General features: G+C 63.5%; 21 protein-coding genes. 14 read left to right on the forward strand and 7 right to left on the reverse strand.

All coding sequences use genetic code 11. From position 1 onward, the window contains the following. The first annotated feature begins 115 nt into the window (after positions 1 to 115). From AQ611_RS17560 to AQ611_RS17600, 9 genes are all read left to right on the forward strand, one after another. Positions 116 to 1,519, forward strand: coding sequence for an undecaprenyl-phosphate glucose phosphotransferase (locus AQ611_RS17560; protein ID WP_069235526.1), 1,404 nt, complete (start codon positions 116 to 118; stop codon positions 1,517 to 1,519). A 42-nt stretch (positions 1,520 to 1,561) separates the two neighbouring features. After that, positions 1,562 to 2,986: a UDP-glucose dehydrogenase family protein gene (locus AQ611_RS17565; protein ID WP_069235527.1), complete on the forward strand. Its 1,425-nt coding sequence runs from the start codon at positions 1,562 to 1,564 to the stop codon at positions 2,984 to 2,986. 155 nt (positions 2,987 to 3,141) lie between these two features. Then, positions 3,142 to 4,317, forward strand: coding sequence for a polysaccharide biosynthesis/export family protein (locus tag AQ611_RS17570; RefSeq protein WP_069236365.1), 1,176 nt, complete (start codon positions 3,142 to 3,144; stop codon positions 4,315 to 4,317). Positions 4,318 to 4,366: 49 nt separating this feature from the next. After that, positions 4,367 to 6,595, forward strand: coding sequence for a polysaccharide biosynthesis tyrosine autokinase (locus AQ611_RS17575; protein WP_069235528.1), 2,229 nt, complete (start codon positions 4,367 to 4,369; stop codon positions 6,593 to 6,595). Between the two features lie 32 nt (positions 6,596 to 6,627). Next, positions 6,628 to 7,572 carry a glycosyltransferase family 2 protein gene (locus tag AQ611_RS17580; RefSeq protein WP_069235529.1) on the forward strand — a complete coding sequence of 315 codons (945 nt, stop codon included), beginning with the start codon at positions 6,628 to 6,630 and terminating at the stop codon, positions 7,570 to 7,572. Between the two features lie 61 nt (positions 7,573 to 7,633). Continuing rightward, positions 7,634 to 8,773: a glycosyltransferase gene (locus tag AQ611_RS17585; RefSeq protein ID WP_069235530.1), complete on the forward strand. Its 1,140-nt coding sequence runs from the start codon at positions 7,634 to 7,636 to the stop codon at positions 8,771 to 8,773. 11 nt (positions 8,774 to 8,784) lie between these two features. Next, positions 8,785 to 10,260: a glucose-6-phosphate isomerase gene (locus tag AQ611_RS17590; RefSeq protein ID WP_069235531.1), complete on the forward strand. Its 1,476-nt coding sequence runs from the start codon at positions 8,785 to 8,787 to the stop codon at positions 10,258 to 10,260. Beyond that, on the forward strand, positions 10,257 to 11,396 hold the full coding sequence (locus AQ611_RS17595; RefSeq protein WP_069235532.1) for a glycosyltransferase family 4 protein: 1,140 nt from the start codon (positions 10,257 to 10,259) through the stop codon (positions 11,394 to 11,396). The genes AQ611_RS17590 and AQ611_RS17595 overlap by 4 nt, the downstream gene beginning before the upstream one ends. A 53-nt stretch (positions 11,397 to 11,449) precedes the next feature. Then, on the forward strand, positions 11,450 to 12,622 hold the full coding sequence (locus AQ611_RS17600; RefSeq protein WP_059515184.1) for a glycosyltransferase family 4 protein: 1,173 nt from the start codon (positions 11,450 to 11,452) through the stop codon (positions 12,620 to 12,622). A 198-nt stretch (positions 12,623 to 12,820) separates the two neighbouring features. On the opposite strand, the gene AQ611_RS17605 is transcribed toward AQ611_RS17600, so the two are convergent. Beyond that, positions 12,821 to 13,585 carry an AraC family transcriptional regulator gene (locus AQ611_RS17605; protein ID WP_059515182.1) on the reverse strand — a complete coding sequence of 255 codons (765 nt, stop codon included), beginning with the start codon at positions 13,583 to 13,585 and terminating at the stop codon, positions 12,821 to 12,823. A 131-nt stretch (positions 13,586 to 13,716) separates the two neighbouring features. Further along, positions 13,717 to 14,058, reverse strand: coding sequence for an FKBP-type peptidyl-prolyl cis-trans isomerase (locus AQ611_RS17610; protein WP_069235533.1), 342 nt, complete (start codon positions 14,056 to 14,058; stop codon positions 13,717 to 13,719). Between the two features lie 306 nt (positions 14,059 to 14,364). Here AQ611_RS17610 and AQ611_RS17615 point away from each other — a divergent pair, with 306 nt between their 5' ends. The 3 genes from AQ611_RS17615 (at position 14,365) to AQ611_RS17625 (ending at position 16,631) form a co-directional block, all read left to right on the forward strand. Next, positions 14,365 to 15,279 (forward strand): metal-dependent hydrolase, encoded by a 915-nt coding sequence (locus tag AQ611_RS17615; protein ID WP_069235534.1) that lies wholly within the window; start codon positions 14,365 to 14,367, stop codon positions 15,277 to 15,279. 234 nt (positions 15,280 to 15,513) lie between these two features. Then, positions 15,514 to 15,933 carry an MbcA/ParS/Xre antitoxin family protein gene (locus tag AQ611_RS17620; RefSeq protein ID WP_059515176.1) on the forward strand — a complete coding sequence of 140 codons (420 nt, stop codon included), beginning with the start codon at positions 15,514 to 15,516 and terminating at the stop codon, positions 15,931 to 15,933. Continuing rightward, on the forward strand, positions 15,924 to 16,631 hold the full coding sequence (locus AQ611_RS17625) for an RES family NAD+ phosphorylase (protein ID WP_059515175.1): 708 nt from the start codon (positions 15,924 to 15,926) through the stop codon (positions 16,629 to 16,631). The genes AQ611_RS17620 and AQ611_RS17625 overlap by 10 nt, the downstream gene beginning before the upstream one ends. Before the next feature lie 30 nt (positions 16,632 to 16,661). On the opposite strand, the gene AQ611_RS17630 is transcribed toward AQ611_RS17625, so the two are convergent. Then, the gene (locus AQ611_RS17630; RefSeq protein WP_069235535.1) at positions 16,662 to 17,393 is read right to left on the reverse strand and encodes a metallophosphoesterase; all 732 of its coding nucleotides are present in this window, start codon (positions 17,391 to 17,393) and stop codon (positions 16,662 to 16,664) included. A 123-nt stretch (positions 17,394 to 17,516) separates the two neighbouring features. Here AQ611_RS17630 and AQ611_RS17635 point away from each other — a divergent pair, with 123 nt between their 5' ends. After that, positions 17,517 to 18,170 (forward strand): DUF1345 domain-containing protein, encoded by a 654-nt coding sequence (locus AQ611_RS17635; RefSeq protein WP_069235536.1) that lies wholly within the window; start codon positions 17,517 to 17,519, stop codon positions 18,168 to 18,170. Between the two features lie 645 nt (positions 18,171 to 18,815). Then, the gene (locus AQ611_RS17640) at positions 18,816 to 20,465 is read left to right on the forward strand and encodes a DUF3459 domain-containing protein (RefSeq protein WP_069235537.1); all 1,650 of its coding nucleotides are present in this window, start codon (positions 18,816 to 18,818) and stop codon (positions 20,463 to 20,465) included. Between the two features lie 30 nt (positions 20,466 to 20,495). Here the strand turns inward: AQ611_RS17640 and AQ611_RS17645 are convergent, their stop codons facing one another. From AQ611_RS17645 to AQ611_RS17660, 4 genes are all read right to left on the reverse strand, one after another. Next, entirely contained in the window at positions 20,496 to 21,086 is a 591-nt protein-coding gene (locus AQ611_RS17645) for a thiamine phosphate synthase (RefSeq protein WP_069235538.1), read from the reverse strand. Between the two features lie 233 nt (positions 21,087 to 21,319). Continuing rightward, positions 21,320 to 22,660, reverse strand: coding sequence for a hemolysin family protein (locus AQ611_RS17650; protein ID WP_069235539.1), 1,341 nt, complete (start codon positions 22,658 to 22,660; stop codon positions 21,320 to 21,322). Positions 22,661 to 22,763: 103 nt separating this feature from the next. Continuing rightward, the gene (locus AQ611_RS17655; protein WP_069235540.1) at positions 22,764 to 23,552 is read right to left on the reverse strand and encodes a sensor histidine kinase; all 789 of its coding nucleotides are present in this window, start codon (positions 23,550 to 23,552) and stop codon (positions 22,764 to 22,766) included. Positions 23,553 to 23,618: 66 nt separating this feature from the next. Further along, on the reverse strand, positions 23,619 to 24,551 hold the full coding sequence (locus AQ611_RS17660; protein WP_069235541.1) for a DMT family transporter: 933 nt from the start codon (positions 24,549 to 24,551) through the stop codon (positions 23,619 to 23,621). Between the last annotated feature and the right edge of the window lie 36 nt (positions 24,552 to 24,587).

Genomic DNA, 24,587 nt, shown 5'->3' on the forward strand with positions numbered 1-24,587 from the left:
AAATAGCGACTTATTTTTTAATAATTCTGCTCTTGCAGCGAGAATTTTATTGAGGGTTCAATAGCGTCATGCACTGTTTTGACCAGATGCTGTTCGGCAGCGCGAGGACGTAACCATGTTGAGCGTACAGGCCAGAGTGATCGATATCGCGATGGCGGTTGCGGGCGCGTTGATCGCCGCGCTGCTGTACCGGCGGGAGTGCATGTGGCTCGATGATCTCCAGCAAACAATGCTGGTGTTCGACTGCATGCTCGTTGTGGTGCTTTTTCCCGCGTTCGGCATTTATCAATCCTGGCGCGGCATGCCGATGTTCGGTCTGATGTGGCGCGTGCCGGTTGCTTGGCTCGTCGTCGAAGGAGCGGGCATTTTAATGAGTTTCAGCGTGCATCACGCGAGCGAATTTTCGTATTTATGGCTCGGTTATTGGGCGGTTGCGACGATTGCATTGCTGGTCGCATCGAAGGCGTGCGTGTATGCGGTGCTGCGGCGATTGCGGCGCGGTGGTTACAACCACAAAGCGGTGGCGATCGTCGGTAGCGTGCATGCGGCCGCGACGAAGCGTCTCATTGCGTATATGTGTGCGCGTCCGGATGCGGGCTTCAAGCCTGTCTGTATCTATGACGCATCGGGCGATGCCGTCGATGCGAAAAACTGCCCGATGCCGTTTGGTCCGGACGGCATCGTGATCGAGCGCTGCTTTGCCGAGCTGGTGCGGCGCGTGCGAGGCCGTGAGATTCGCGAGCTATGGCTCGTGCTGCCACTGTCGGAGGAGCCGCAGATTCAACGGATCGTGACCGAGTTTCGCCACGATTTCGTCAACATTCGTTTCATTCCTGATGTGCGTAGCGTGTCGCTTTTCAATCAGGACGTGGTCGAGTTGCTTGGCGTGCCGGCGATCAACCTTGCCGCATCGCCGATCACCGACATGCGGATTCTGCCGAAGTTCGTGTTCGACCGGATGTTTGCGCTCGCAGCGCTCGTATTGCTCGCGCCGGTGATGCTGATGATTGCTGCGCTCGTCAAGTCGACTTCGCCCGGGCCCGTGTTTTTCCGGCAAAAGCGCAAGGGAGTCGACGGAGGCGAGTTCGAAATCTATAAGTTTCGCTCGATGAAGGTTCATCAGGAAAAGGCCGGGCAAATCACGCAGGCCGCGAAGAACGATTCGCGCGTGACGCCCGTTGGCCGGTTCCTGCGCCGCACGAGTCTCGACGAATTGCCGCAGTTCATCAATGTGCTGAAGGGTGAGATGTCGGTGGTCGGCCCGCGCCCGCACGCGCTGGAACACGACGATATCTACAAGGATCTCGTGAACGGCTACATGTTTCGCTACCGGATCAAGCCGGGCATCACGGGGTGGGCGCAGATCAACGGTTTTCGCGGCGAAACGGCTCGCATCGAGCAGATGGCCGCCCGCGTGAAGCTGGATTTGTACTACATGCAGAACTGGTCGCTTTGGCTCGACATCAAGATCGTCGCGCTGACGTTATGGAAGGGCTTTACCTGTAGCAACGCGTATTGAGCGCGGCAAATTTTACGGCTCACTGGCTAAGAGGTTCGACGGATGAATCTGACAATCATCGGCAGTGGATATGTAGGGCTTGTCACGGGTGCGTGTTTTGCCGATATCGGCCATGATGTTTTTTGTCTCGATGTCGATCCTCGAAAAATCGGCATCCTGAACAGCGGTGGCGTGCCGATCCACGAACCGGGGCTCGCGCAGATCATTGCACGCAATCGCGCGGCGGGCCGCCTGCGGTTTTCGACTGACATCGAGGCGGCGGTTGGGCATAGCGACGTGATGTTCATCGCGGTCGGCACGCCTGCCGACGAAGACGGTTCGGCCGATCTCCAATACGTGCTGGCAGCCGCGCGCAACATCGGCCGTCATATGACGGGCTTCAAGGTCATCGTCGACAAGTCGACAGTGCCCGTTGGCACTGCCGAGCGTGTGCATGCCGTGGTTACGGAGGAACTGCACAAGCGCGGCGAGGACCGGGCGATGTTCTCGGTGGTGTCGAATCCGGAGTTTCTGAAGGAAGGCGCGGCACTCGAGGATTTTACGCGGCCGCAACGGATCGTGATTGGCGTGGACGACGATGTGCCGGGCGAATGCGCACGTGAGCTGATGAAAAAACTCTATGCGCCGTTTAACCGCAATCATGAGCGCACGCTGTACATGAGCGTGCGTTCGGCCGAGTTCACGAAGTATGCGGCGAATGCGATGCTGGCGGCGCGCATCTCGTTGATCAACGAGATGGCGAATCTCGCGGACCATTTCGGCGTGGATATCGAAGCGGTTCGGCGAGGAATCGGTTCAGATCCCCGGATCGGCTATCACTTCCTGTATGCGGGCTGCGGCTATGGCGGTTCGTGCTTTCCGAAGGATATCGAAGCATTGATTCGCGCCGCGGACGAGCGTGGGCAGCCGTTGCGCGTACTGAAGGCGGTATCGAAGGTCAATGACGAGCAGAAGCGCAGGCTCGCGAAGATGGTAATCGCGCGCTTCGGCGAAGACCTGGCGGGCCGCCGCTTCGGCGTTTGGGGACTCGCGTTCAAGCCGGACACCGATGATATGCGGGATGCACCGAGCCGCATGCTGATCGCCGAACTGCTTACGCATGGCGCGCACGTCACCGCCTACGATCCGATTGCACGCGCCGAAGCCGAACGCGTGCTCGCGCTCGATTTGCATGCATGGCCGCAGGCGCTTGCGCGTCTTACGTTCGTCGACGACGAGAGCGAGGCCGCGCGGGACGCGGACGCACTCGTGATTGTCACTGAGTGGAAAGTGTTCAAGAACCCGGATTTCGATGCACTCCGCAAGCGTTGGAAAACACCGGTGATTTTCGACGGACGCAATCTGTATGAACCGCTCGCGATGCGCGAACTGGGCATCGAATATCACGCGATCGGGCGCACTGGCGCGCTGTCGCGCGCCGTCGCCTCGGGCGGCGGATTTTCACTGGCTGCGCGCATCGGAGTTTGAACGCATGGCGTAGGCCGTGTCCCGCTATTTCGAATCGGCGCAACCGTTGTCAGGCGGCAAAGTGACCTTGTAGGTAAGGGAGCGCGGAGATCGCAGGCGCGCGAGCGCTGCCAATTGATCGAATGCCTGGCCCAAGGAGGATGGCTGCAAAAACCATGATGAATCGCTCGCTTAGACCGATGGTGCTTGTCGTCACGCTCGCGTCGCTGTTGCAGGCATGCTCGACCGCGCCAGGTCATTATCTGAATACGTCGCGGCTGGACGACAACGACAAGCAACCGGATATGCATTACCGCGTGCGGCTCGTCACCGCCGAGTTGATCGTGTCGCAGGCAGAAGCGCAACGTACCGATCAGCCGCTGCCGCCGGCGCGCTACACCGATGCATCGCAATACGTGTACCGAATCCAGCCGCAGGACATTCTCGGCGTTACGGTCTGGGATCATCCGGAACTGACGACGCCGCAAGGACAGTCGTTCTCCAGCGGCGGTAATACCACGCAGACGATTGCTGGCGCGCTGCAGCAGCCTTATACGACTGCGCTGCCGGGCCAGGCCGATCCTTACGGGCAAACGGTCGGCTCCGACGGCACGATCTATTTTCCGTTCGTCGGCCGCCTGATGGTCGCGGGAAAGCCGGTCGGCCGGGTGCGCGACGAACTGGCCGCGCGGCTCGCACGCTATGTGAGGAATCCTCAGATTGATGTGCGCGTGCTGTCGTATCGCAGCCAGAAAATTCAGGTGACGGGCGAGGTGAAGACCCCCGGCCCTCTCGCTATGACGGATGTGCCTCTCACGCTGGTCGATGCGCTCACACGCTCGGGCGGCACGACTGCCGAAGCGGATCTGCAGCGCGTGCGTCTCACGCGCGGCGGAAAGTTCTATCAGCTCGATGCGAATGCAATGCTCGACCGCGGCGACGTCACGCAGAACGTGATGTTGCAAGCGGGCGATGTGGTCAACGTACCGGATCGCGCCGACAGCCGCGTGTTCGTGATGGGCGAAGTGAGAATGCCCGTTACGGTGCCAATGCTCAAAGGTCGATTGACGATCGCTGATGCGCTAACGGCGGGCGGCGGAATCCTCGATACCGATGCAAACCCGCGCCAGATATACGTGCTGCGCGATCTGCAGGATAAGCCCAATACGCCGGACATTTTCCGTCTCGACATGACACAGCCCGATGCGCTGATGCTCTCGAGCCGCTTTCAGTTGAAGCCGCTCGATGTCGTTTATGTGGGCACGGCCGGATCGGCGCACTTCAACCGCATGTTGCAGCAAATCTTCCCGACGATTCAGTCGATTTATTACATGAAGCAGATCACGCACTGACCGGCCGCCGGGCTGCCGTGCGGTCCGTGTCAACCTCAAACGGGAAAGCATGGTGAATACGCAAGCGCCACATCCGTATGCCAGCCTCGCGGTGAAGACCGATGAGGAGGATGTCGTACTCGGCCATCTGCTCCAGGTGATCGTAGACGATATCTGGCTGCTGCTCGGTATCGCGCTCGTTGTCGTTGCGTTCGCCAGCCTCTACTGCTATGTCGCGAAACCGGTGTATTCGGCGGATGTGCACGTGCGCGTGGAATCGGGCGACAGCACTTCTCAGGCGCTCACGCAGACGCAGACGGGCGCCGTGATTAATAGCGGCCCGCCGACGCCGCAGACCGATGCCGAAATCGAGATCATCAAGAGCCGCGGCGTCGTCGCACCGGTTGTCGAGCGGTTCAAGCTGAATGTATCGGTGATGCCGAAGACGTTTCCGATCCTCGGTGCGATCGCCGCGCGGCTTGCGACGTCGGGGCATCCGGCGAATCCGTGGCTGGGCATGCCGTCATACGGATGGGGCGGCGAAGAGGCCGCGATCGATTCGATCATGGTGGCGCCCGCGTTCGAGGGCAGAAAGCTGACGCTGACGGCGGGGGCAGCAGACGATTTTACGCTTACCGATCCGGACGGCAGACTGCTGCTGCGAGGCAAGCTCGGAAAAATCGAACGTGGTGCCGCGGTGACGATGAAAGTGACGAAGCTTATCGCGCGGCCCGGCACGCAGTTCGTCGTGGTTCGGCTGAACGATCTCGATGCAATCACCGGATTTCAGTCCGGTATTCAGGTAAGCGAACAGGGCAAGCAGACGGGAGTGATTCAGATCTCGCTCGAAGGCAAGGACCCCGAACAGACGGCACTGATCGCAAATGCGATCGCACAGTCGTATCTGCATCAACACGTGACGAGCAAACAGGCGGAAGCGACCAAGATGCTCGAGTTTCTAAAAAGCGAGGAGCCGCGCCTGAAGGCAGATCTGGAACGAACGGAAGCGCAGTTGACCGAATATCAACGCAGGTCTGGATCAATCAACGCGAGTGACGAGGCGAGAGTCTATCTCGAAGGCAGCGTTCTGTACGAGCAGCAGATCGCCGCTCAGCGGCTACAGCTCGCGTCGCTTGCGCAGCGTTATACGGACGAGCATCCGCTCGTCGTCGCCGCGCGCCGGCAACTCGGTCAACTCGAAGCCGAGCGAGCGAGGTACGAGCACAAATTCCGCAGCTTGCCCTCGACGGAAGCGAAGGCCGTGGCATTGCAACGCAATGCGAAAGTTGCTGAGGATATTTACGTGCTACTGCTGAACCGCGTGCAGGAACTGTCGGTGCAAAAAGCGGGCATGGGAGGCAATATCCGGCTCGTCGATGCTGCGCTGCGTCCCGGCCAGCCGATCAAACCGAAGAAGGCGCTGATCCTTTCAGCGGCGATGCTGCTTGGTTTGATCGTCGGCACGGGTGTCGTGTTCCTGCGCCGCAATCTGTTGCATGGTATCGAGGACCCGGATCGTGTCGAACGCATATTCAATTTGCCGCTCTACGGCATCGTGCCGCATAGCGCTGAGCAAGCGCGTCTCGATACATCGGCGAGCCATGCGGCTGGGCATGTGCCGAGGCCGATCCTCGCGTGTGTGAAGCCAAAGGATATGAGCGTTGAAAGTCTGCGCAGCCTGCGCACGGCGATGCAGTTCGTCTTGACGGAGACGAAGAACCGCGTGGTCGTGCTGACCGGTCCGACGCCCCGCATTGGCAAGAGTTTTCTTGCCGTCAATCTTGCCGCACTCGTCGCGCATTCGGGTAAGCGGGTTTTGCTGATCGACGCCGATATGCGGCGCGGCATGCTCAAGCGCTATTTCGATGCCGGGCCGGCAGGCGGTTTATCGGAACTGCTGAGCGGTCAGGCCGCGCTGGAGGAGGCGATTGGCGAAACGACGGTGCCGGGGCTGTCGTTCATTGCGTCCGGCGCCTGTCCGGCGAATCCGTCCGAGCTTCTGATGTCGCCACGGCTGCCTCAATATCTCGACGGTATCGCGAAGCGATACGACTTGGTGCTCGTCGATTCACCGCCAATCCTTACCGTCACCGATGCCGCGATCCTTGGCGGACTCGCAGGCGCGACCTTCCTGGTGCTGCGCTCCGGCATGCACACCGAAGCCGAAATCGGTGATGCGATCAAGCGGCTGCGCACGGCGGGTGTGTATCTGCAAGGTGGAATCTTCAACGGCGTGCCGCCGCGCACGCGCGGCTACGGCCGAAGCTATGCGGCCATGCACGAATACCTGAGCCCATGACACCGGCTCGTTCGTCAATCAACCAAATAACGATGAAACTCTCCGTACTCGTGCCGACTTATCGACGTCCCGCGGATCTTGCGCGTTGCTTGATCGCGTTGCAACGGCAGCGCGTGGCGCCTTACGAGGTGATCGTCGTCGTGCGTTCCGACGACGCCGCATCCCAGGAGCGGCTCGGTGATCCGCTCGTGCGCGGCGCGCTTGCGCTGCGCGTCGTCGCGATCGACGTGCCGGGGCAGGTGGCGGCGTTGAATTGCGGGCTCGATGCCGTAACGGGCGACGTCGTCGCGATCACCGACGACGACGCCGTGCCCCGCGCCGATTGGCTCGAGCGAATCGGCGCGGCGTTTGCCTCCGATGTGCGGCTCGGCGCGATTGGCGGTCGGGACTGGGTGTATGAGAACGGGCGTTTGCTCAATGGGAAGCATGCGCTGGTGGGCCGGGTGACCATGTTGGGCAAGATCGTCGGCAATCACCATCTCGGTGTCGGGCAGGCGCGTGAAGTCGATACGCTGAAAGGGGCCAATATGAGCTATCGCGTTGCGGCAATCGGCAGGTTGCGCTTCGATACGCGTCTGCGCGGAGCCGGTGCGCAGACGCATAACGACACGTTGTTCAGTATGTGCGTGAAGCGTGCGGGCTGGAAGCTCGTCTACGATCCGGCCATTGCCGTGGATCATTACCCGGCCGAGCGCTTCGACGACGACCGGCGCGGCGCTGCATCGATAACCGCGCTGTCGAACGCGGCCTACAATCTGCATTTGACCTTGCGCGAGCATCTGTCGCCCGTGCGGTGCGAGATCGCGTGGTGGTGGTGGACGTTCGTCGGCACGCGCTTATATCCGGGGCTCGTGCATGTCGTGCTGACACTGGCGGCGAGCAACGGCGCGATTACGCGCGAGCACTGGCGCGCAGTGCGGCGGGGCGCACGCGACGCACGGCGCGCGGCGCTGTCTGCACATCGGCGCAAGGCATGACCGGATATCTGTCGAAGTGATTTGCATGCCGAACCGATTCGAACTGGCTGGAGTCCGCAGTATGAAGGCTACGAGGGTTCACGTTCATTTGTTCTATGGTGCCGATCCGCGCACATATCGCCGCGGCGACGGCATCGGCTGTCTGTATGGCTATCACCACGCGGAATCGGACGAATTCGCGCTGACGTATTCGCGCGATGCACGGGAAGGGCGGCTCGCCGGCATCGGCCGGCGCGCGCTGAAGATCGCACTCGGTTTTGATTTGGTTCACGCGTGGCGCAATCGTGAGGCTCTTCTCAATAGCGACGTCATTTGGACGCATACTGAACAAGAACATCTCGCAGCGGCGTTGACGCTGCGGCTTTCGGGGAAGCGTGGCGCGAGGCCGCTGTTGCTCGCGCAGAGCGTCTGGTTGTTCGATCGATGGCCGGATTACGGCTGCGTCCGCCGTTGGCTGTATCGCGCGCTGCTGAACCGTGCGGACGTGCTGACGACGCTTGCGCGCGATAACGGCGGATTGTGCCGCCGTTATCTCCACCGCGACGCGGTACACGTGTATTACGGGCTCGATACGCGGGACTTTCCGGTGTGTATGCCCGGCGCGTGGACGCCGCATTGGCCGCTGCGGATCGCGGCGATCGGCAATGATCGGGATCGCGATTGGAAAACCTTCGTCACGGCGTTCCGGGACGATGACAAATATGAGGTGCGTCTTGCAACACGGCGCCGGATATCGCGTGCGCTACACGCGCCGAATATCATGATCGCGCCGGTGTCGGGGATCGCCGGGCAGCGCGAGCTTTATGACTGGGCGGATCTGATCGTTGTACCGCTGCGGCCGAATTTCCATGCGTCGGGCATCACGGTGATGCTCGAGGCAGCGGCATTGGGCAAGCCAATGATCGTCGCCGATGTCGGGGGATTGCGCGATTATTTTCCCGCTGACACCGCGGCCTATGTACCGCCGTTCGATGCGCCCGCTCTGCGGCGCGCGGCCGACGCGTTCGCCGCGCGACCCGAACAGGCGCTCGCATGCGCGCAAGCTGCCGCGCGACGGATTGTGCAGCGGAATCTGACCACTCGGCAATTTGCCGCACAACATGTGCGGATCACGCGCGAATTGATGAAGCGCCGCCGCGCGCATGCGGCCGACGAAGCGTCGTTGGCGCCGGCGAAGCCAAGTACGCGTTCGAGTGGATGAGGGTGCAACCGATGCATGCAAGCACGATTTCCGTCCATGCTGGCGACAGTGGCTTGGGGCTGAGGAAATTTTTTGGCGATCCTGAGCATTGGGTTGCGCAGACTGGTTTATGGGCGACCACGGTAGTGCTGATCGCGGCCAGACAGGGCGCGCTGCTCACATACGCCTTTCCATGCATCGCGGTGGCGGCTGGCCTGTGGCTGTATTTCAGGAGTCCCGCGCGTTATGTCGGTTTCATCTGGTGGATATGGTTTCTGAGCCCGGAGGTACGGCGGCTCGCAGACTGGTCGCGAGGTGCGTATGTGCCGACGAGCTTGATTCAGATCGCGCCGCTCGCGGTCACGATGATCGCGTGCTTCGGATTGCTTCGCCACCATCGGGTGTTGGCCGAGCGGCGCGGCTTGCCGGTGCTGCCGATCCTTTTGGGTATCGCCTATGCGTATTTTGTCGGCATCGTGTCGAGCGGCCTGCTTGCCGCGACCTACGATCTCGCGAACTGGCTTTACCCGGTGCTGATCGGATTTCACATCACCGTGCATGCGCGGAATTATCCGCTGTACCGCGCGACGATTTTGTCGACCTTCATTTGGGGCATGCTCGTGATGGGCATTTATGGCGCCGTGCAATTCTTTGTGATGCCAAACTGGGATGCGTTATGGATGATCGGCTCGCAGATGAACTCGCAGGGCGATCCAGTGCCGTATGGCGTGCGCGTGTTCAGCACAATGAATTCGTCGGGTCCATTCGCGTTCGTCATGATGGGGGCGCTCGTATTCATGTTTGCCGCAACCGAGCGTGTGCGTTGGATCGCTGGCGCAGCCGGATTTGTTTCGTTCATGCTTTGTCTCGTGCGTTCGGCGTGGGGCGGCTGGGCAATCGCGCTGCTGATCCAGCTCGTGAAGTCGAGCAATCGCGCGCGCATGCGGATCATCGGCGGCGCGATCGTGCTGGGTGCGCTGTGCTTGCCGATTCTGACGGCGGGCCCGATCGGTGATCGGCTCGGGCAGCGTCTGCAATCGATTTTGAGCCTGAAGGACGATCGCAGCTACGACGATCGAAACAAGTTCTTTGCAGCGTTTGCGCAGACTGCGTTTACCGATGTCGAGGGCGAAGGGCTCGGCGCGACCGGCGCGTCGACGAAGCTGTCGAGCGACAGCGGCGGCCTCGGCAAGTACGGCAGCTTCGACAGCGGCGTGATGAATGTGCCGTTCGTGCTCGGCTGGCCCGGCACGCTGCTCTATCTGTGTGGCTTGGTATGGCTTCTGGTCCGAGCGGTGCGCGCGTCGTTCAGGCTGCGCGGCGACAAGTTCGCCACCGCGTGTTTGAGCCTGTGCCTGTCGATCTTCGCGATGCTTGTTTTCACCAACTCGTTTATCGGAACGGGTGGCTTGTTGCTGTACACGAGTGTCTTTTCGATCTTGTCGGCGGCGCATTGGCAAAAACTACAGAAGATAGACGCCGCGCATTTTACGGGGAATTGTCAGTGAGAATTGCGATCGTCACGCATGTCGTGCGCCACAACGATGGGCAGGGGCGCGTCAATTACGAAATCGCGCGGGCGGCGCTCGCGCAGAATTGCGAGGTGACGCTCGTGGCGTCGCACGTCGCGCCCGAGTTGCTTACCGACACACGTGTGCGTTGGATTGCGGTGAGAGCGGGCCGCTTCTGCCCGTCGAAACTCGTCGAGCAGCAGGTGTTCGCGATCAAGAGCGCGTGGTGGCTGCGCAATCATCGCAACGCCTATGACGTTCTGCACGTGAACGGCTTCATTTCATGGATACGCGCGGATGTGAATACCGCGCACTTCGTACACGCTGGCTGGTTCGCAAGCCGCTACTACCCATTTGGATTGACGAAGGGATGGTGGTCCGCATATCAGTACGTCTATACGTGTGTGAATACGAGGCTCGAGCGTTGGGCATACCGGCGTTCGCGCGCGATCGTCGCGGTCTCGCGCAAGGTTGCCGGCGAGATCGAGCGGATTGGTATCGACGGCGGGCGGATCGCCGTGATCTACAACGGCGTCGATACCCGCGCTTTCGCGAGCGCGGCGCCCACGCGCGCGACGTTCGGACTGCCGGACAATGTGTTCATGTTGCTGTTCGTGGGTGATCTACGCACCCCGCGCAAAAATCTTGGTACCGTGCTGAAGGCACTCGCGCAATTGCCTTCGAGCGTGCATCTTGCCGTTGCCGGCCATTTGCCCGGCAGTCCGTATCCGAGCGAGGCGCGCGTGTTGAAGCTTGATTCTCGCGTGCATTTTCTCGGACTCGTGAAAGACATGCCGGCGCTGATGTCGTCGGTCGATGCGTATGTGTTTCCTTCGCGATACGAAGCAATGAGCTTGTCGCTGCTGGAGGCGATGGCCGCGAGCCTGCCTGTCGTGACCGCCCATACCGCGGGCGGCGCGGAAATCATCACACCGGAATGCGGAATCGTGCTCGACGATCCCGATGATCCGCACGCGCTGGCCGGCGCGATCGGCCGCCTCGCTGGCCGGCGCGACGTCTGCCGCGCGATGGGCCGTGCCGCGCGCACGTTGATGGAAGGATTCGGCTGGGCGCGCATGGGTGCGCAGTACGTCGCGCTGTACCGGCGGTTATATCAGTCGTCGCGGCCGTGATCCCGGCCGTCGCTCGGCAGTACCGAACATGCAGCTACACAGGAGCCGTCACGATGAACCCGACCCACAAGCTCACTGCGATCAAGTCACTGCAGATTGGCATGCATTGGTTTCCCGAGCGAGCGGGTGGACTCGACCGGATGTATTACTCCCTCATCGGCGCGCTGCCGGCGGCGGGTGTTGCCGTGTGCGGCGTCGTCGCGGGCTCGCCGCGCGTGGCGGCCGACACAGGCGGCGCGATTCGCGGTTTCGGGCTGGCGACGCAGTCGCTGCCGCGCCGGATGGTTGCGGCTCGCCGGGCGTTGCGCGACGTGATTCGCGCGGAGCGGCCCGATGTCGTTTCGTCGCACTTTGCGCTGTATACGTTTCCCGGTCTCGACGTGACGCGCGGCATTCCGCAGGTGTCGCATTTTCAGGGGCCATGGGCCGACGAGAGCCGCGTGGAGGGCGCGCATAGGATCGGGCGAAAACTCAAGTACCGGCTCGAGCGGGCGGTCTATGCGCGCTCGTCGCATTTGATCGTGTTGTCGCGCGCGTTCGGAGAGATCCTGACGTCATGCTACGGGATCGATCCGGCGCGCGTGCGCGTCGTGCCAGGGTGCGTCGACGCTGCGCGATTCGATTTGCCGATGACGCGAGCCGATGCGCGCCACAAGCTGCAATTGCCGCAGGACCGGCCGATCGTGCTCGCGGTGCGAAGGCTCGTGCGGCGCATGGGGCTCGAGGATTTGATCGATGCGATGCGGATTGTCAAGCGTCGCCATCCGGACGTGTTGCTATTGATCGCAGGCAGAGGGTTGCTTGCAGGCGAGCTTCAAGCGCGGATCGACGAAGCCGGCGTCAACGGCAACGTGAAGCTGCTCGGCTTCGTCCCGGATAACCATCTGGCGACGCTGTATCGCGCGGCAATGCTCAGCATCGTGCCGACTGTCGCGCTCGAAGGGTTTGGTCTCATCACGGTCGAATCGCTTGCATCCGGTACGCCGGTACTCGTCACACCCGTTGGCGGATTGCCGGAGGCGGTGGCCGGGCTGTCCGAGTCGCTCGTGCTGCCGCAGACCGGCGCCGGCGCGATTGCGGGCGGGCTGATCGACGTACTATCGGGTTCGCTCGCATTGCCGGATGCCGATGCTTGCCGGCGCTATGCGATCGATCATTTCGACAATGCGGTGATTGCGCAGCGGGTGGCCGCGGTTTATCAGGAAGCGATTCGCTCCGGGGGCTGATGCATCGGCGGGGTGGGGCGGCATGGAAGACGCGCGTCGCCAACGGTGATGAAGCTGATTGGCCGTGCGAGCGCATTCGCACGGAAGGCATTTGAAGCGTGGAGGGCGTGCAGAGAGGGAGATTCGGCTTCCGAAACGGTTACGCCGGCGAACCCTGTGCCCGCAACTTGGCCAGCGCGCCGGCATCTGCATGCAAGCTCATCGGCGGCCGCGCCACTGTCCCGGCGCGAGTCCGAACCGTTTGGTGAACGCGTGCGTGAATGCGCTTTGGTCGGCGAAGCCGACTTCGCCGGCAATTTCGCTAAGTGAATATTGGGAGTTGCCCAACAATACGATTGCGGCGTCGAGCCTTAGCCGTTGTAGATACCGATGCGGCGTTTCACCGAACGCGTCGCAGAAGAGTTGGTGAAAGCGCCGCATGCCGAAGCCGCAATGCGCGGCGAGATCGGCGACGCGCAGCGGCTCAGCCAGGCGTGCTCGCAGCCAGCGGTCGATTCGGGTGAAATCGAGGCCAGTGGCCGGTGAGAGCGGCACGCGGTTGTCGTTGACGAGCGCGCCGCATAGTTGCGCGGCCGCTTGCCAGTGCGAGCGTCGCACGCCTATCGCATCGGCTTGCGAATCGAGCGCGGTGCGCGAAGCAAGTTCGGCGACGAGCAATGTGAGTGCCGGTTCGATCGATATGGTTTTCGCTCGCTCGAACAGCCGCTCGGGTATCGCGAGCGAGCCGAGGGGCAGATCGAGCACGAGCTGGCGGTTTTCGCCGAGCCCCGCATATTCGTGCCGCGAGCCGGCTGGGATCAGCCATGCGCGGCGGCGGTCGATCTGCGCCTGCCCGCCGTCGACGGTCATCGTCATCGTGCCTTCGACGCCCAGCACGATCTGATGGAAGTCGTGTACGTCCGATTCCTGCACCGCGCCGTAACGGCGCAGCGACAAGGTCGGAGAAGCAGGGCGGCGGGTCATGATCTGGCGAAATGTCACAGGGCGGCAGAATGGGCGATGACGGGGCCGGCGGTGTGGGCGAGCGCTCGCGCGGCCCGGTATCGGCGGCCCGGCACCATATCGTTTGGGCTGGACCGCCTGGCCACACCGGGTCAGACGTCGAGCAATTCGACTTCGAACACCAGCGTCGCGTTAGGCGGAATCACGCCGCCGGCGCCGCGCGCGCCGTAGCCGAGTTGCGGCGGAATCGTCAGACGCCGCACGCCGCCCACTTTCATCCCCTGCACGCCTTCATCCCAGCCCTTGATCACCATTCCGCCGCCCAGCACGAATGCGAACGGATCGTTGCGGTCCTTGCTCGAATCGAATTTCTGACCATCGGTGAGCCAGCCGGTGTAATGGACGCTCACCGTTTGGCCCGCTTGGGCTTGTGCGCCGGAGCCTTCGGTCAGGTCTTCGTACTGGAGGCCCGATGCGGTGGTGACGACTGCCATGAGATGCTCCTGAATTGAATTGAAATGACCCGCTATTGTAGGGGAGCCGTGGCGGGCTGGCTGGATTTGCCGGTGCGTCATGCCGACGGCGGCGTTTGGAAGACAGCTACTAACGAGTGTCTTGCGGATTCGCGCTTTCACGCCATATTGTTACATTTAATGATGTAACAATTGTCGTGTTTGCTGTAGTTGGCGGTTGTGCTGCCGTGCTGCGACGAAGCCGCGCGTGGGCATACGAGCGCCGGACGCAGGGCCGAATCCGGCGCGTCCATTCTGCTGAAAGAGCAAGCAAAATAGGAGACAGCGATGGAGCATTCAGTAACTTCCGCGGACGCCGTGTTCGCGATGCCTGTTCGCCGCGATCTGCACTTCAATTTGCCGGTCGAGCGCGCGAAGAATTGGCACGGACAGGGTCCGCAAGTCTCGCACTTCTTCAATGCGTTGTCGCTGCTGTTCCCGGCTGGCGAGCGCTTCTTCATGGATTCCGTGCGCAATTACCGCGACCGCATTGAAGATCCGGTGCTGAAAAAACAAGTGCTCGGCTTTATCGGCCAGGAGGCCATGCATACGCGCGAGCATGTCGAGTACAACGAACTGATGCAGGCGAACCGGCTGCCGGCGCGACGCATCGACAAGCGCGTGTGGAGCGTGACTCGCTGGATGAAGAAAGTACTGCCGCATTCGGTGCAACTCGCTCATACGGTTGCGCTCGAGCACTACACGGCGATGTTGGCCAATTGGCTGCTGACCCAACCGTCTGCGCTGGCCGGCTCGCACGAAAGCTACGCTCAGATGTGGCTGTGGCACGCGCTCGAAGAAACCGAGCATAAGGCGGTGTCGTTCGACGTCTGGAACGCCGTGATGAAGCCGGGGCCGGCGCGCTATTTGATTCGCGTCGGCACGTATTTGGTGACGACGCTGACGTTCTGGCCGAACGTGTTCCTGATACATTCGCAGCTGATTCGCTGGGATCGCACGTCGGACAAAAGCGTGCGCGGTCTGTGGCGCGTGGTCAAACTGCTGTACGGCCCGCGCCACGGGATGTTTCCGAATATCGCGCGCGAGTGGCTGAGTTTCTTCAGGCCCGATTTTCATCCGTGGAATTTCGACAACCGTCATCAGTTGTCGCGCGTCGATGAGATTGCGGCGAGGGTGCGCGCACGCGACGCGCGGAGCTTTTCGCCGCCGGTCGCCGCTATTGATGCGGCGCGGCCGGCTTGATCGGCTCTGGGTATCTGTTCAATTTCATCTCATTCGATTTCGATTTCGTCCAGGCGGTTCGCGCGGTTTGTTTGCGCGAACCGATTTGTGCGATCGCAATAGCGGTCGCGTATCCCGCTCCCGAACTGGCTCTATTTTTCTCCCTCCGATTTTGAAGGGGCGGCGACCATTTTTCTTGCAAAGATCTCAAAATGGACTAATCTTGTTAGTGAATCTTTTTTGAGACTAACTGTCATGCCCCGTTCCGCTGCGAATCCGCTTCCGAATCCTCCCGAGGCCACGGTGGCGCAAATGTCGGCAGCCGGCTTGCGCGCCTTTTTCAATATTGCTCGAGACTGGGATCTGTCGACCGACGAGCAGATCGTGCTGCTCGGCTCGCCCGGCCGCTCGACGTTCTTCAAATGGAAGGCGTCGCCGCACACCGCGCGTCTTACGCACGATACGCTCGAGCGCCTGTCGCTCGTGCTCGGCATCTACAAGGCGCTGCAGATTCTGCTGCCGCAATCCGCCGCGGCTGACGCATGGGTCAAGCGGCCGAATGATGCCGCGCCGTTCCACGGTAAGCGCGCGATCGACCGGATGCTTGCGGGGAACATCAGCGATCTCGTCGCGGTTCGGCAATATCTCGATGCGGCGCGAGGCGGATGGGCGTGACTGTCTCCGGAGTGCAGCCCCCTTGGCCCACCACGCTGCTGAGCTGGACGCCCGCCTACCGCGTGATCCCCACGCGCTTTCCCGCGATCAATCTGTTCGACCGCGTTGCATCGGCCGAGGATTTCGACGCGCTCTACGCGCTGGAGGCGTTGACCAACGACCGCGTGCGCGCCGAGGTCGGCACGCTCGAACTCGTGCCGCCCGGCGAGCGCCGCTTCGGCCCCGGCTACGGGCCGATCATGGCAGCGTTTACGCACTTGAACCCGGACGGCAGCCGTTTCTCGGATGGCAGCTACGGCGTGTTCTATTGTGCGCGCTCGCGGACCACGGCAATTGCCGAGACGCGCTACCACACGTCATTATTTCTCGCGGCGACCAGGGAGCCGCCGATGCGTCAGCAGATGCGGCTCTATACGGTGGCCGCGCAAGGCGACGTGGCCGACGTGCGGGCCTGGCGCGCACGCGATCCGGCGCTGCTCGATCCGGACGACTATGCCGCGGGCCGGGCGCTTGGCCGCGCGGTGCGAAACGCGGGCGGTGCGGGCATCGTCTATCCGTCGGTGCGCGATCCCGGCGGCGAATGCCTGGCGGCGTTCAGGACAACGCTGCTGCGCGATTGCCATCACGCCGCATACCTCGAATACAACTGGAATGGCGCGGCCGTCGATGCCGTGTTCGAGCTGAATCAGGTTGGCTGACGGCATCGTGCGGCCCGGCCCGCCGCCGCGCTACGGCAGCGCAATCTCGGCGGCGCGTTGACGTCGCGCGGCCGCGACCGACAGCGACCAATGTTCGCCACTTTTCGTGTCGAGCAACGTGAGCCGGCCCGACGGGTCGAACGCGCCGGTATCGATAAACGTTTGTGCGCCGATGCGCACGATGTCGTGCATGGGCGTATGTCCGCAATAGGTCGTGGACAACCCAGCTTGCCGCGCCGGATCGGCGCGTCCATACGCAAGCTCGCGGCCCCATAGCAGCCGCGTCGCCACGTCCGGGGCGTATTCGCCGCGATCGAGTTCGGCGTCGCTGCCGAGAAACTCGGCGTGCAGCACGTTGAAGCGCGTGTCGCCTTCGCCGACGGTGCGCACGAGCGGCAATTCGCGCAGCCGCCGCTGATAGCGCGCGAGCGTGGCGTCGGGCAACCCGGCCGCCCAACTGCCGCCAATGCGCTGCCAGACGCTCATCGGCAGTGAGCCGGTTGCGACCGAGCACAATACGTCCTCATGATTGCCGAGCACGCAAAAAAACCACGGGCGCTCGAGCAGCGCGAGCGCTTGCTCGGATTGCTCGCCGCGATCGATCAGATCGCCGACCGAGAACAGCCGGTCGCGCACCGGATCGAAACGCACATTGCGCAGCAGCACGCGCAGCGGATCGACGCAGCCGTGCAGATCGCCGACGACGAAATCGCGGCCTGCGCGGTTTGCTTCGTGATGAAAAATCAGCGGGGCAGTATCCATCCGCCCATCTTAGGGCACAGTCGCGCTTGGCGCAGCCGTTGCGGGGACGCAATAATCGCAGCGTTGCGCAATGCCGCAGACACGGTCTTTCATTCCACTTTCGAACGTTAATTCTCCACGACTATGACGCTCTACCCGCAAGTGCTACGCAACCGTCCGCGCATGATGCTCGCGCTCGCCGCGGGCATCGCGGTTGGCCTGCTGCTGCCGGGGCCTTTGCGGCCTTTCGTGCGCGCGCTGATCGGCTGGGACTGCACGGTCTGGCTGTATCTCGCGCTGATCTGGACGCAGATGATCCGCGCGCATCACGATCAGGTGCGCAAGATCGCCATGCGCGACGACGAGAAAGCAACGATCTTGCTGACCATCATTTGCGTCGCGACGGTCGCGAGCATCGCGGCGATCGTGGTCGAACTCGTCAGCGTGAAAGGCATTGGCTTTCGCTCGGGACTCATGCATTACGCGGTGACGGGCGCGACGATGTTCGGCGCGTGGTTTCTGATTCCGACGATCTTCACGCTGCACTACGCGCGGCTCTACTATCAATCGCCGCAGGACGAGCGGGCGCTGTCGTATCCTGACAGTCATCACGAGCCGGATTATTGGGATTTCCTGTATTTCTCGTTCACGATCGCAGTCGCGTCGCAGACGTCGGACGTGTCGCTGCGCGGCCGGTCGATTCGGCGCGCGGCGCTCGCGCAGTCCATCTTGTCGTTCTATTTCAATATGGCGGTGCTAGGTTTGTCGGTGAACGTCGCGGCGGGGCTGCTCGGCTGATCGAGTGCAGGCGGACGCGCAAGTTGGCCGCGAGCGTGGAGAAGCGATGGCGTACGCGCACGTCCGGCGCGATCGGCCTGCGATGGAACCGGGCATCGCCGCGAGGCGAGCGGGGCGTCGGCTGGGTGCGGCGATGCGGCCGGTTGGCTACGCGCATCGCCGCGCACGCTGTGTCTTATCGGACTACTGACCGAGCTTCGACGCCGCGCAGCCCGTGCCCGCGCATTCGCGCTCGCGTTCCGCGGGAACGGCAAGCGTGCCTGCGTCATCCCGGTGGCGCATTGCGGAGTCGCGTAATGGCCGCCGTCGCGGGTTTTGCTGCACCGACCTGTCGCGCTGCCGGATTCACGCGGGCTGGCCGTTTTCGTTCTGATTCGTCGGCTTCGCGATGCGCGGGCCTGGCGAAGCGGCCAACGGCCGGTTTGCCCGGTTCGCGAATGCCGGCTGTCGGGTGAGATTAGCCAGCGGACCAAGCCGAATCCCGCGCTTTCGGGGTCGTTCCATGATTAAAACAGCGCTCCGGCGCTCGCTTCGGTGTGCGAATCGGCGCATACTGAATGCCCTTCTTCGTCGGACTGAAGCGTTACATGCATGCGCGCCGCACGCGGCGTTTCGCCATGCCTCTGAACGCAGGAGGAGTGCGTCATGTCCGAATGCCCTCACGATCCGTATGCGCGTCATTATTCGCACTGCCTGCCATTCGGCGCGCAGCCGTGCGGCGCGGCTTGCGCCACCACTCGCACGCATTTCCGTATCTGGGCGCCCGCATACACGGCCGTCACGCTATTGATCGAAGCCTCCGGCGGCGATGCCGGCGAGCAGCCGATGACGCCCGCGGGCAACGGCTGGTTCGAGACGTTTGCCGATTGCGGCGCACATGCGCGCTATCGTTACCGGCTCGACGATACGCTGATCATTCCCGATCCCGCGTCGCGCTCGCAACCGGACGGCATCGAAGGCCCGAGCGAGGTGGTCGATCCGCGCGCGTTTACGTGGCGTCACACGTTCTGGCGCGGCCGGCCCTGGGAGGAGATCGCGCTTTACGCGGTTCAACCCGGCGCGGCAGGCGGCTATGACGGTATACGCCGCCGCTTGCCGCAGCTCGCGCAGCTTGGCGTGACGGCGCTGGAGCTGCTCGCCGCGCCCCACGCGCGCGACGACAGTTTGCCGTTCGCTCCGTGTGCCGCGCATGGCGGCCATGACGCGCTGAAGCGCCTGATCGACGATGCGCACGGCTACGGCCTCGCGGTGCTGCTCGATCTCGATTACGCCCGCTTTGGCTGCGGCACCGACGCGTTGCGCGCATACGCGCAGCCGTTTTTCCATACGCGCGACGATCCGCTGCAAGCGCCGCCGCTCGCGCTCGATCATCCTCAGGTGTGCGATTTTTTCTGCGACAACGCGTTGTTTTGGCTCGATGAATATCGCCTCGACGGACTGCGTATTCGCGAAGCGGACCGTATCGGCAACGTCTGGCTGCGCGAAATTGCCGACCGGGTGCGCGCGGCATTGCCGGCTGACCGGATCGTGCATCTCGTGCTCGGCAGCGAACGGCATCCGTCGCATCTTGCCGATACGCATTTCGACGCGCAATGGAACGGTTGCGGCGAACGCGCGCTGTACCGGCTCACGGGCCGCCGCGAACGCGCGCATGGCGATGGCGTATCGACGCATCAGTCGATTCATGCGCTCGCGCGTGCGCTGACGGCGGGCGGCGCGGTGTTCCAACGCACGCGCGCGGCCGGCTGCGACGGCGCAATGGCGGACATCGCGTTGCCGCTGACGTCGCTCGTGCTGTCCGACGGCATCGTGCGCAGCGTGCGCGAGGCGGATCTCGCCGCGCTTGCGTTGTCGTTGCTGACGCCGCAGATTCCGCTGATCTTCGATGGCGTGGCAGGCGACCCGTCGCGCCGCCACTTCGTGCAATCGGCGCTTGCGGTGCGCGCGAAGCTGATCGCGCCGCGGCTCGTCGACGTGCGTCCGCGCAGCACCGACATGCTGCGCACGGCCGACGGTGCCGAGGCCGATGCGCTGATCGCGGCTTGGCGGCTTGGCGACGGCGAGACGCTCAGCATTGCGCTGAACCTGTCGCCGCGGCCGCTGCCGTTTCGCAACGCGCCGGCAGGGCGGATCGTGTTCGAGACGCCTGCGCGGGCGCGGGATCGGGTTGCGGACGGCGAATTGCCGCCGTATGCGCTCGTCGCGTGGCTGACGGGCGACGTCAACCGTTACGCGCTGACGCACGATGCGCGGCAGTACGCGGACGTCGCGCCTGCCTCGCTGCGCGGCATGTGATGCGCGGATCGGCCGACGCGGCCGGCTCGATCACCAAAACCCGCGAATTCCCGCGATACCGTGCGCACGATGCGCGCGGGCCAAAGGCAAATGTTCGCGCGTCATGCCGCCGAGCGCGTAGACCGGCATACGCGTTTGTGCCGCATAGTCTGCGAAGCGAGGCCAGCCGAGCGTTGGTGCGCCGGGGTGCGTGAGCGTCGGCAGGACGGGCGACAGCGTCGCGAAATCCACGCCGATACGCTGCGCGTGCCGCAGATCGTCGAGTGAATGGCACGCGGCCGAGAGCAAACCGTCTGACGCGATGGGGCGTGCACGCGCCGCGCGCAATGCGACGCTGCCCAGATGCACGCCGCTCGCACCGAGCGCGAGCGCGGCGTCGCCATCCAGCGGCCCGTTGACGATCAACCGCGCGCCGCTCGTGCGGCAGCGTGCGATCGCCTCGACGGCGAGCGCCGCGTAAGCGGCGGCATCGAGCGTTTTCGCGCGTAGCTGGACAAGCGAGCAACCCGCCGCGAGCGCGGCCGACAGCCGCTCGACGAACGCTGCGAGATCCGCGTCCGAATCAGACGCGGGCTCGGGCGTGATCAGATAGTGCGGCGGCAGCACGAGCGGGGAGGGCATTGCGTCATCCTCGGGTCGGTTCGTGGCGATAACGGGCTGGCGCGGGCCGCCATGCTTCGCCGCGCGGCGAAGCGGCTTCGACGCGAAACCGCCACGCTCGGCGAACCGGATACAACGAATGCGTCATACATCCGGCATGCGCCCGTGATGCGCGCGGCGCGCTCATACGGTCCGCACTTGGCGGCGCGACAGGCCCAAGCGCGAGGGCGCGGCGTCGCGTCGAGCCTGCCCGCTCATTCGTCCGCATCCTTGAGCACCTTCGGATACACGCGCACGAGCACGATTCGCGGCCCGCTCATTTTCTTCACGACGATATCGAAGCGTTCGAACGACACGCGCTGGCCTTCGGCCGGCAGATCGTTGAGCGCCTGGATCACAAGCCCGCCGACTGATTCGGCGCGGCCCTCGTCGATGTCGATGCCGAGCGCCTGCTCGAGCGACACGACGGGCAGGCTGCCCTTGCCGATCAAGGTACCGTCGTCGAGGCGATTCCACTCGGCGTCGCCTTGGCGGAATTCGTCGTGAATCTGTCCGACGAGCGCGCCGAGCAGATTGTCGAGCGTCAGAAAGCCAATCGGCTTCGAGTGCCGCTCGCCGACGAGCGCGAAGTGCGGCGCGCCTTTGCGGAAGCGCCGGAACAGGTCGAGCGCGGGTGTATCGGGCTTCACGTACTGAACAGGGCGCACGTAGGCGGACAGATCGTCGAGCGACGCGTTCGCGTGCCGCGCAAGCAGCAGATCCTTCAGATGAATGAGGCCGCTCACGCGTTCACGCGCGCCGTCGTCGAACAGCGGATAGCGGCTGAAGCGGTGCCGCGCGACGACTTCCATGTTGGCCGCGAGCGGCACGTCGCGGCGCAGACCGATCATCTCGTGAGCCGGGCGCATCAGGTCCGATACGGTCATCGACGAAAAATCGAGCGAGTGCGCGAGCGTATTCCATTCGTCGGAGCTGTACGCAAGTTTCGGCGATTTCGATGCGCCGCTCGCGTTGCGGCGGCTCTTGAGGATCAGCTTCAGTTCGTCGGTCGAATAATGCGTGTCGCTGTCGTGGCTCGCGGACAGGCCCGCGAGCCGCAGCACTGCGTTCGCGCTGGCGTTGAGCACCCAGATTGCCGGGTACATCGCCCAATAGAACGCATACAGCGGGAGCGCGACCCAGAGGCCGGTCTTCTCAGCCTGCCGGATCGCCATCGATTTCGGCGCGAGTTCGCCGACGACGATGTGCAGGAACGAGATCACCGAGAACGCGAAGACGAGCGAGATCAGGCTCACGATCCGCTGCGATTCGATGCCGGCAAGCGCGAGCACCGGTTCGAGCAATTGTGCGAACGCGGGCTCGCCGACCCAGCCGAGGCCCAGCGACGCGAGCGTGATGCCGAGCTGACACGCGGACAGATACGCGTCGAGCCGCGAGTGGACGACTTTCAGGATGCGTCCGCGCATGCCGTGCTGGCGGGCAAGGGTTTTGACACGCGTAGCGCGCAGCTTCACGAGACCGAATTCGGCGGCGACGAAGAAGCCGTTGAGGGCCACAAGGAGCAGCGCGCCGGCAAGCGCGACGATCTGAATCAACGAAGGGACTCCAGAAATGAACGAAGCGTCAGTATAAGGCTGGAAAGGAAAATGTAATGATTGCCAGTCAACATGCGGCAGCTTCGTGGCGCGGATGGCGTGGTTATTTATACGGTGCGGGCAGGGTCAGCGCGATGCTCGTCTGCATGCCGCTCGCGAGCGCATCGGACGCGAACGCGCCGCCGTGCGCGCGCGCAACCCGGTCGCATAGCGCGAACACGGCTGCGGGGCGTTTGCCGTGGCGCTCGGCGAGCGCGTCGCGCCGCGCGAACGCCTCGAACGCGTGCGGCAGCGTTGCGTCAGTCAGCGCGTGCGGCTGGGCGGCGAACGTCACGGCGAAACGCATCACGTCCGCGCCGGTTTCCCATGCGAGCGTGACTTCGCCGCCGGGCGCGCTCGCGTCGATCGCGAACGTCAACATGGTCCACAGCGCCTGGGCGATCCGTTCGCGATCGCAGTCGAGCGCTTTATCCGGCTGCACGCGCGACGCGATCACGATCGCCGTACCGCGCGCATCGCCGAGTGCGGCGCGCGCGAGCGCGACGCATTCGTCGACAAGCGCGGCGATCGGCGTGCTCGCGCGCTTGAGCGCGAGCGTGCGGGTTTCGGCGCGCGGCGCATCGACGATCGCTTCCAGCAGCGCCGTCTGCTGCTCGATGCCGGCCCGAATACCGGCGAGCGCGCGTTGCAGGCTGTCGTCGCCCGGCGCGAGCCGGCGTTCCAGCACATATGCCCAGCTTTGCATCGCGTTGAGCGGACTGCGCAGATCGTGCGACGCGATCGACAGCGCATGATCGCGCACGAACAGGGCCACTTCAGCGGCAAAGCGCGCGGCCCGCTCGTGCAGCAGCGCGGCGCCAGGCTTGGCCGGGTCGACGACGGACGGAGTCACGGTGTTTCCCTTCGCGAAATAGTCAGGAAGACAAAGGAAACGACATTATAGGGAGCGGCTTGCGGCTCAGGCGGCCAGCACGTCGTTGTCTTTGCCGCCGGCGCGGCGGCGCGCGTGATCGGGCAGCAATTGGCAGACGAGCAGCCCCCCGAGCATCAGTGCGCAGCCGAGCAGCGCACGTACCGACAGCGTTTCGCCAAGCACGGCCCAGCCGGCGATCGCGGCGAATACGCCTTCCATGCTGAAAATGACGGCCGCGTGCGCGGGCGCCGCGTCGCGTTGCGCGACGACTTGCAGCGTATAGCCGACGCCGACCGACAGCAGCCCGCCGTACAGCACCGTCGGCAGCGCGTGCTCGAGCGCCGTGACGCTGACGGGCTCGATCGTGAGCCCGAGCAGCAGGCACAGCGTGCCGCACACGGCGAATTGCATGAACGACAGCACGAGCGGATCGTGCCGGCGCGCGAAGCGGCCGACCGCCATGACGTGCATCGCGATCACGATCGCGCTGCCGAGCTGGAACCAATCGCCGTACAGGATCGAGAAACGCTCGTCGACACTCAGGAAATAGAGGCCGATCGCGGCGAGCAGCGCGCCGAGCCACGTGCCGATGCCGGTGCGGTGCTGAAAGAATACGCCGATGACCGGCACGAGCACGACATAGAGCGACGTGATGAAGCCTGCGTTTGCGATCCTCGTGTACTGCAGGCCGACCTGCTGCAACGAGATCGACACCGCGAGCAGTGCGCCGAGCACCAGCCCTGGCAGCATCAGCGTGCGATCGCGCGCGATCGCCGCGCACTGCGAGCGCGCCGCGCCGTTGAATCGCAGGAGCGGCACGAGCACCGCCGCGCCGAGCAAAAACCGCAGCCCGGTAAACAGGAACGGGCCGATCACGTCGAGGCTCAGCCGTTGCGCGACGAATGCCGATCCCCAGATCGCGGCGGCGAGGAGCATCAGCAGATTGGCGCGGAGATGTTTGCGGGTGTCGAGATTCATGCAGTCAACGGTGGAAGGCGAATGACAGGCGTCGAA

Origin of the sequence: Burkholderia singularis (assembly GCF_001718875.1) — a bacterium.
GTDB classification, from domain to species: domain Bacteria; phylum Pseudomonadota; class Gammaproteobacteria; order Burkholderiales; family Burkholderiaceae; genus Burkholderia; species Burkholderia singularis.

Bases quoted from the DNA above. Each gene is read 5' to 3' on its own strand.
- AQ611_RS17600 (WP_059515184.1), top strand. From the start codon at position 11,450: ATGAACCCGACCCACAAGCTCACTGCGATCAAGTCACTGCAGATTGGC.
- AQ611_RS17640 (WP_069235537.1), top strand. From the start codon at position 18,816: ATGTCCGAATGCCCTCACGATCCGTATGCGCGTCATTATTCGCACTGC.
- AQ611_RS17580 (WP_069235529.1), top strand. From the start codon at position 6,628: ATGAAACTCTCCGTACTCGTGCCGACTTATCGACGTCCCGCGGATCTT.
- AQ611_RS17575 (WP_069235528.1), top strand. From the start codon at position 4,367: ATGGTGAATACGCAAGCGCCACATCCGTATGCCAGCCTCGCGGTGAAG.
- AQ611_RS17590 (WP_069235531.1), top strand. From the start codon at position 8,785: ATGCATGCAAGCACGATTTCCGTCCATGCTGGCGACAGTGGCTTGGGG.
- AQ611_RS17610 (WP_069235533.1), bottom strand. From the start codon at position 14,058: ATGGCAGTCGTCACCACCGCATCGGGCCTCCAGTACGAAGACCTGACC.
- AQ611_RS17565 (WP_069235527.1), top strand. From the start codon at position 1,562: ATGAATCTGACAATCATCGGCAGTGGATATGTAGGGCTTGTCACGGGT.
- AQ611_RS17560 (WP_069235526.1), top strand. From the start codon at position 116: ATGTTGAGCGTACAGGCCAGAGTGATCGATATCGCGATGGCGGTTGCG.
- AQ611_RS17620 (WP_059515176.1), top strand. From the start codon at position 15,514: ATGCCCCGTTCCGCTGCGAATCCGCTTCCGAATCCTCCCGAGGCCACG.
- AQ611_RS17630 (WP_069235535.1), bottom strand. From the start codon at position 17,393: ATGGATACTGCCCCGCTGATTTTTCATCACGAAGCAAACCGCGCAGGC.
- AQ611_RS17585 (WP_069235530.1), top strand. From the start codon at position 7,634: ATGAAGGCTACGAGGGTTCACGTTCATTTGTTCTATGGTGCCGATCCG.
- AQ611_RS17615 (WP_069235534.1), top strand. From the start codon at position 14,365: ATGGAGCATTCAGTAACTTCCGCGGACGCCGTGTTCGCGATGCCTGTT.
- AQ611_RS17605 (WP_059515182.1), bottom strand. From the start codon at position 13,585: ATGACCCGCCGCCCTGCTTCTCCGACCTTGTCGCTGCGCCGTTACGGC.
- AQ611_RS17635 (WP_069235536.1), top strand. From the start codon at position 17,517: ATGACGCTCTACCCGCAAGTGCTACGCAACCGTCCGCGCATGATGCTC.
- AQ611_RS17645 (WP_069235538.1), bottom strand. From the start codon at position 21,086: ATGCCCTCCCCGCTCGTGCTGCCGCCGCACTATCTGATCACGCCCGAG.
- AQ611_RS17660 (WP_069235541.1), bottom strand. From the start codon at position 24,551: ATGAATCTCGACACCCGCAAACATCTCCGCGCCAATCTGCTGATGCTC.
- AQ611_RS17625 (WP_059515175.1), top strand. From the start codon at position 15,924: ATGGGCGTGACTGTCTCCGGAGTGCAGCCCCCTTGGCCCACCACGCTG.
- AQ611_RS17570 (WP_069236365.1), top strand. From the start codon at position 3,142: ATGATGAATCGCTCGCTTAGACCGATGGTGCTTGTCGTCACGCTCGCG.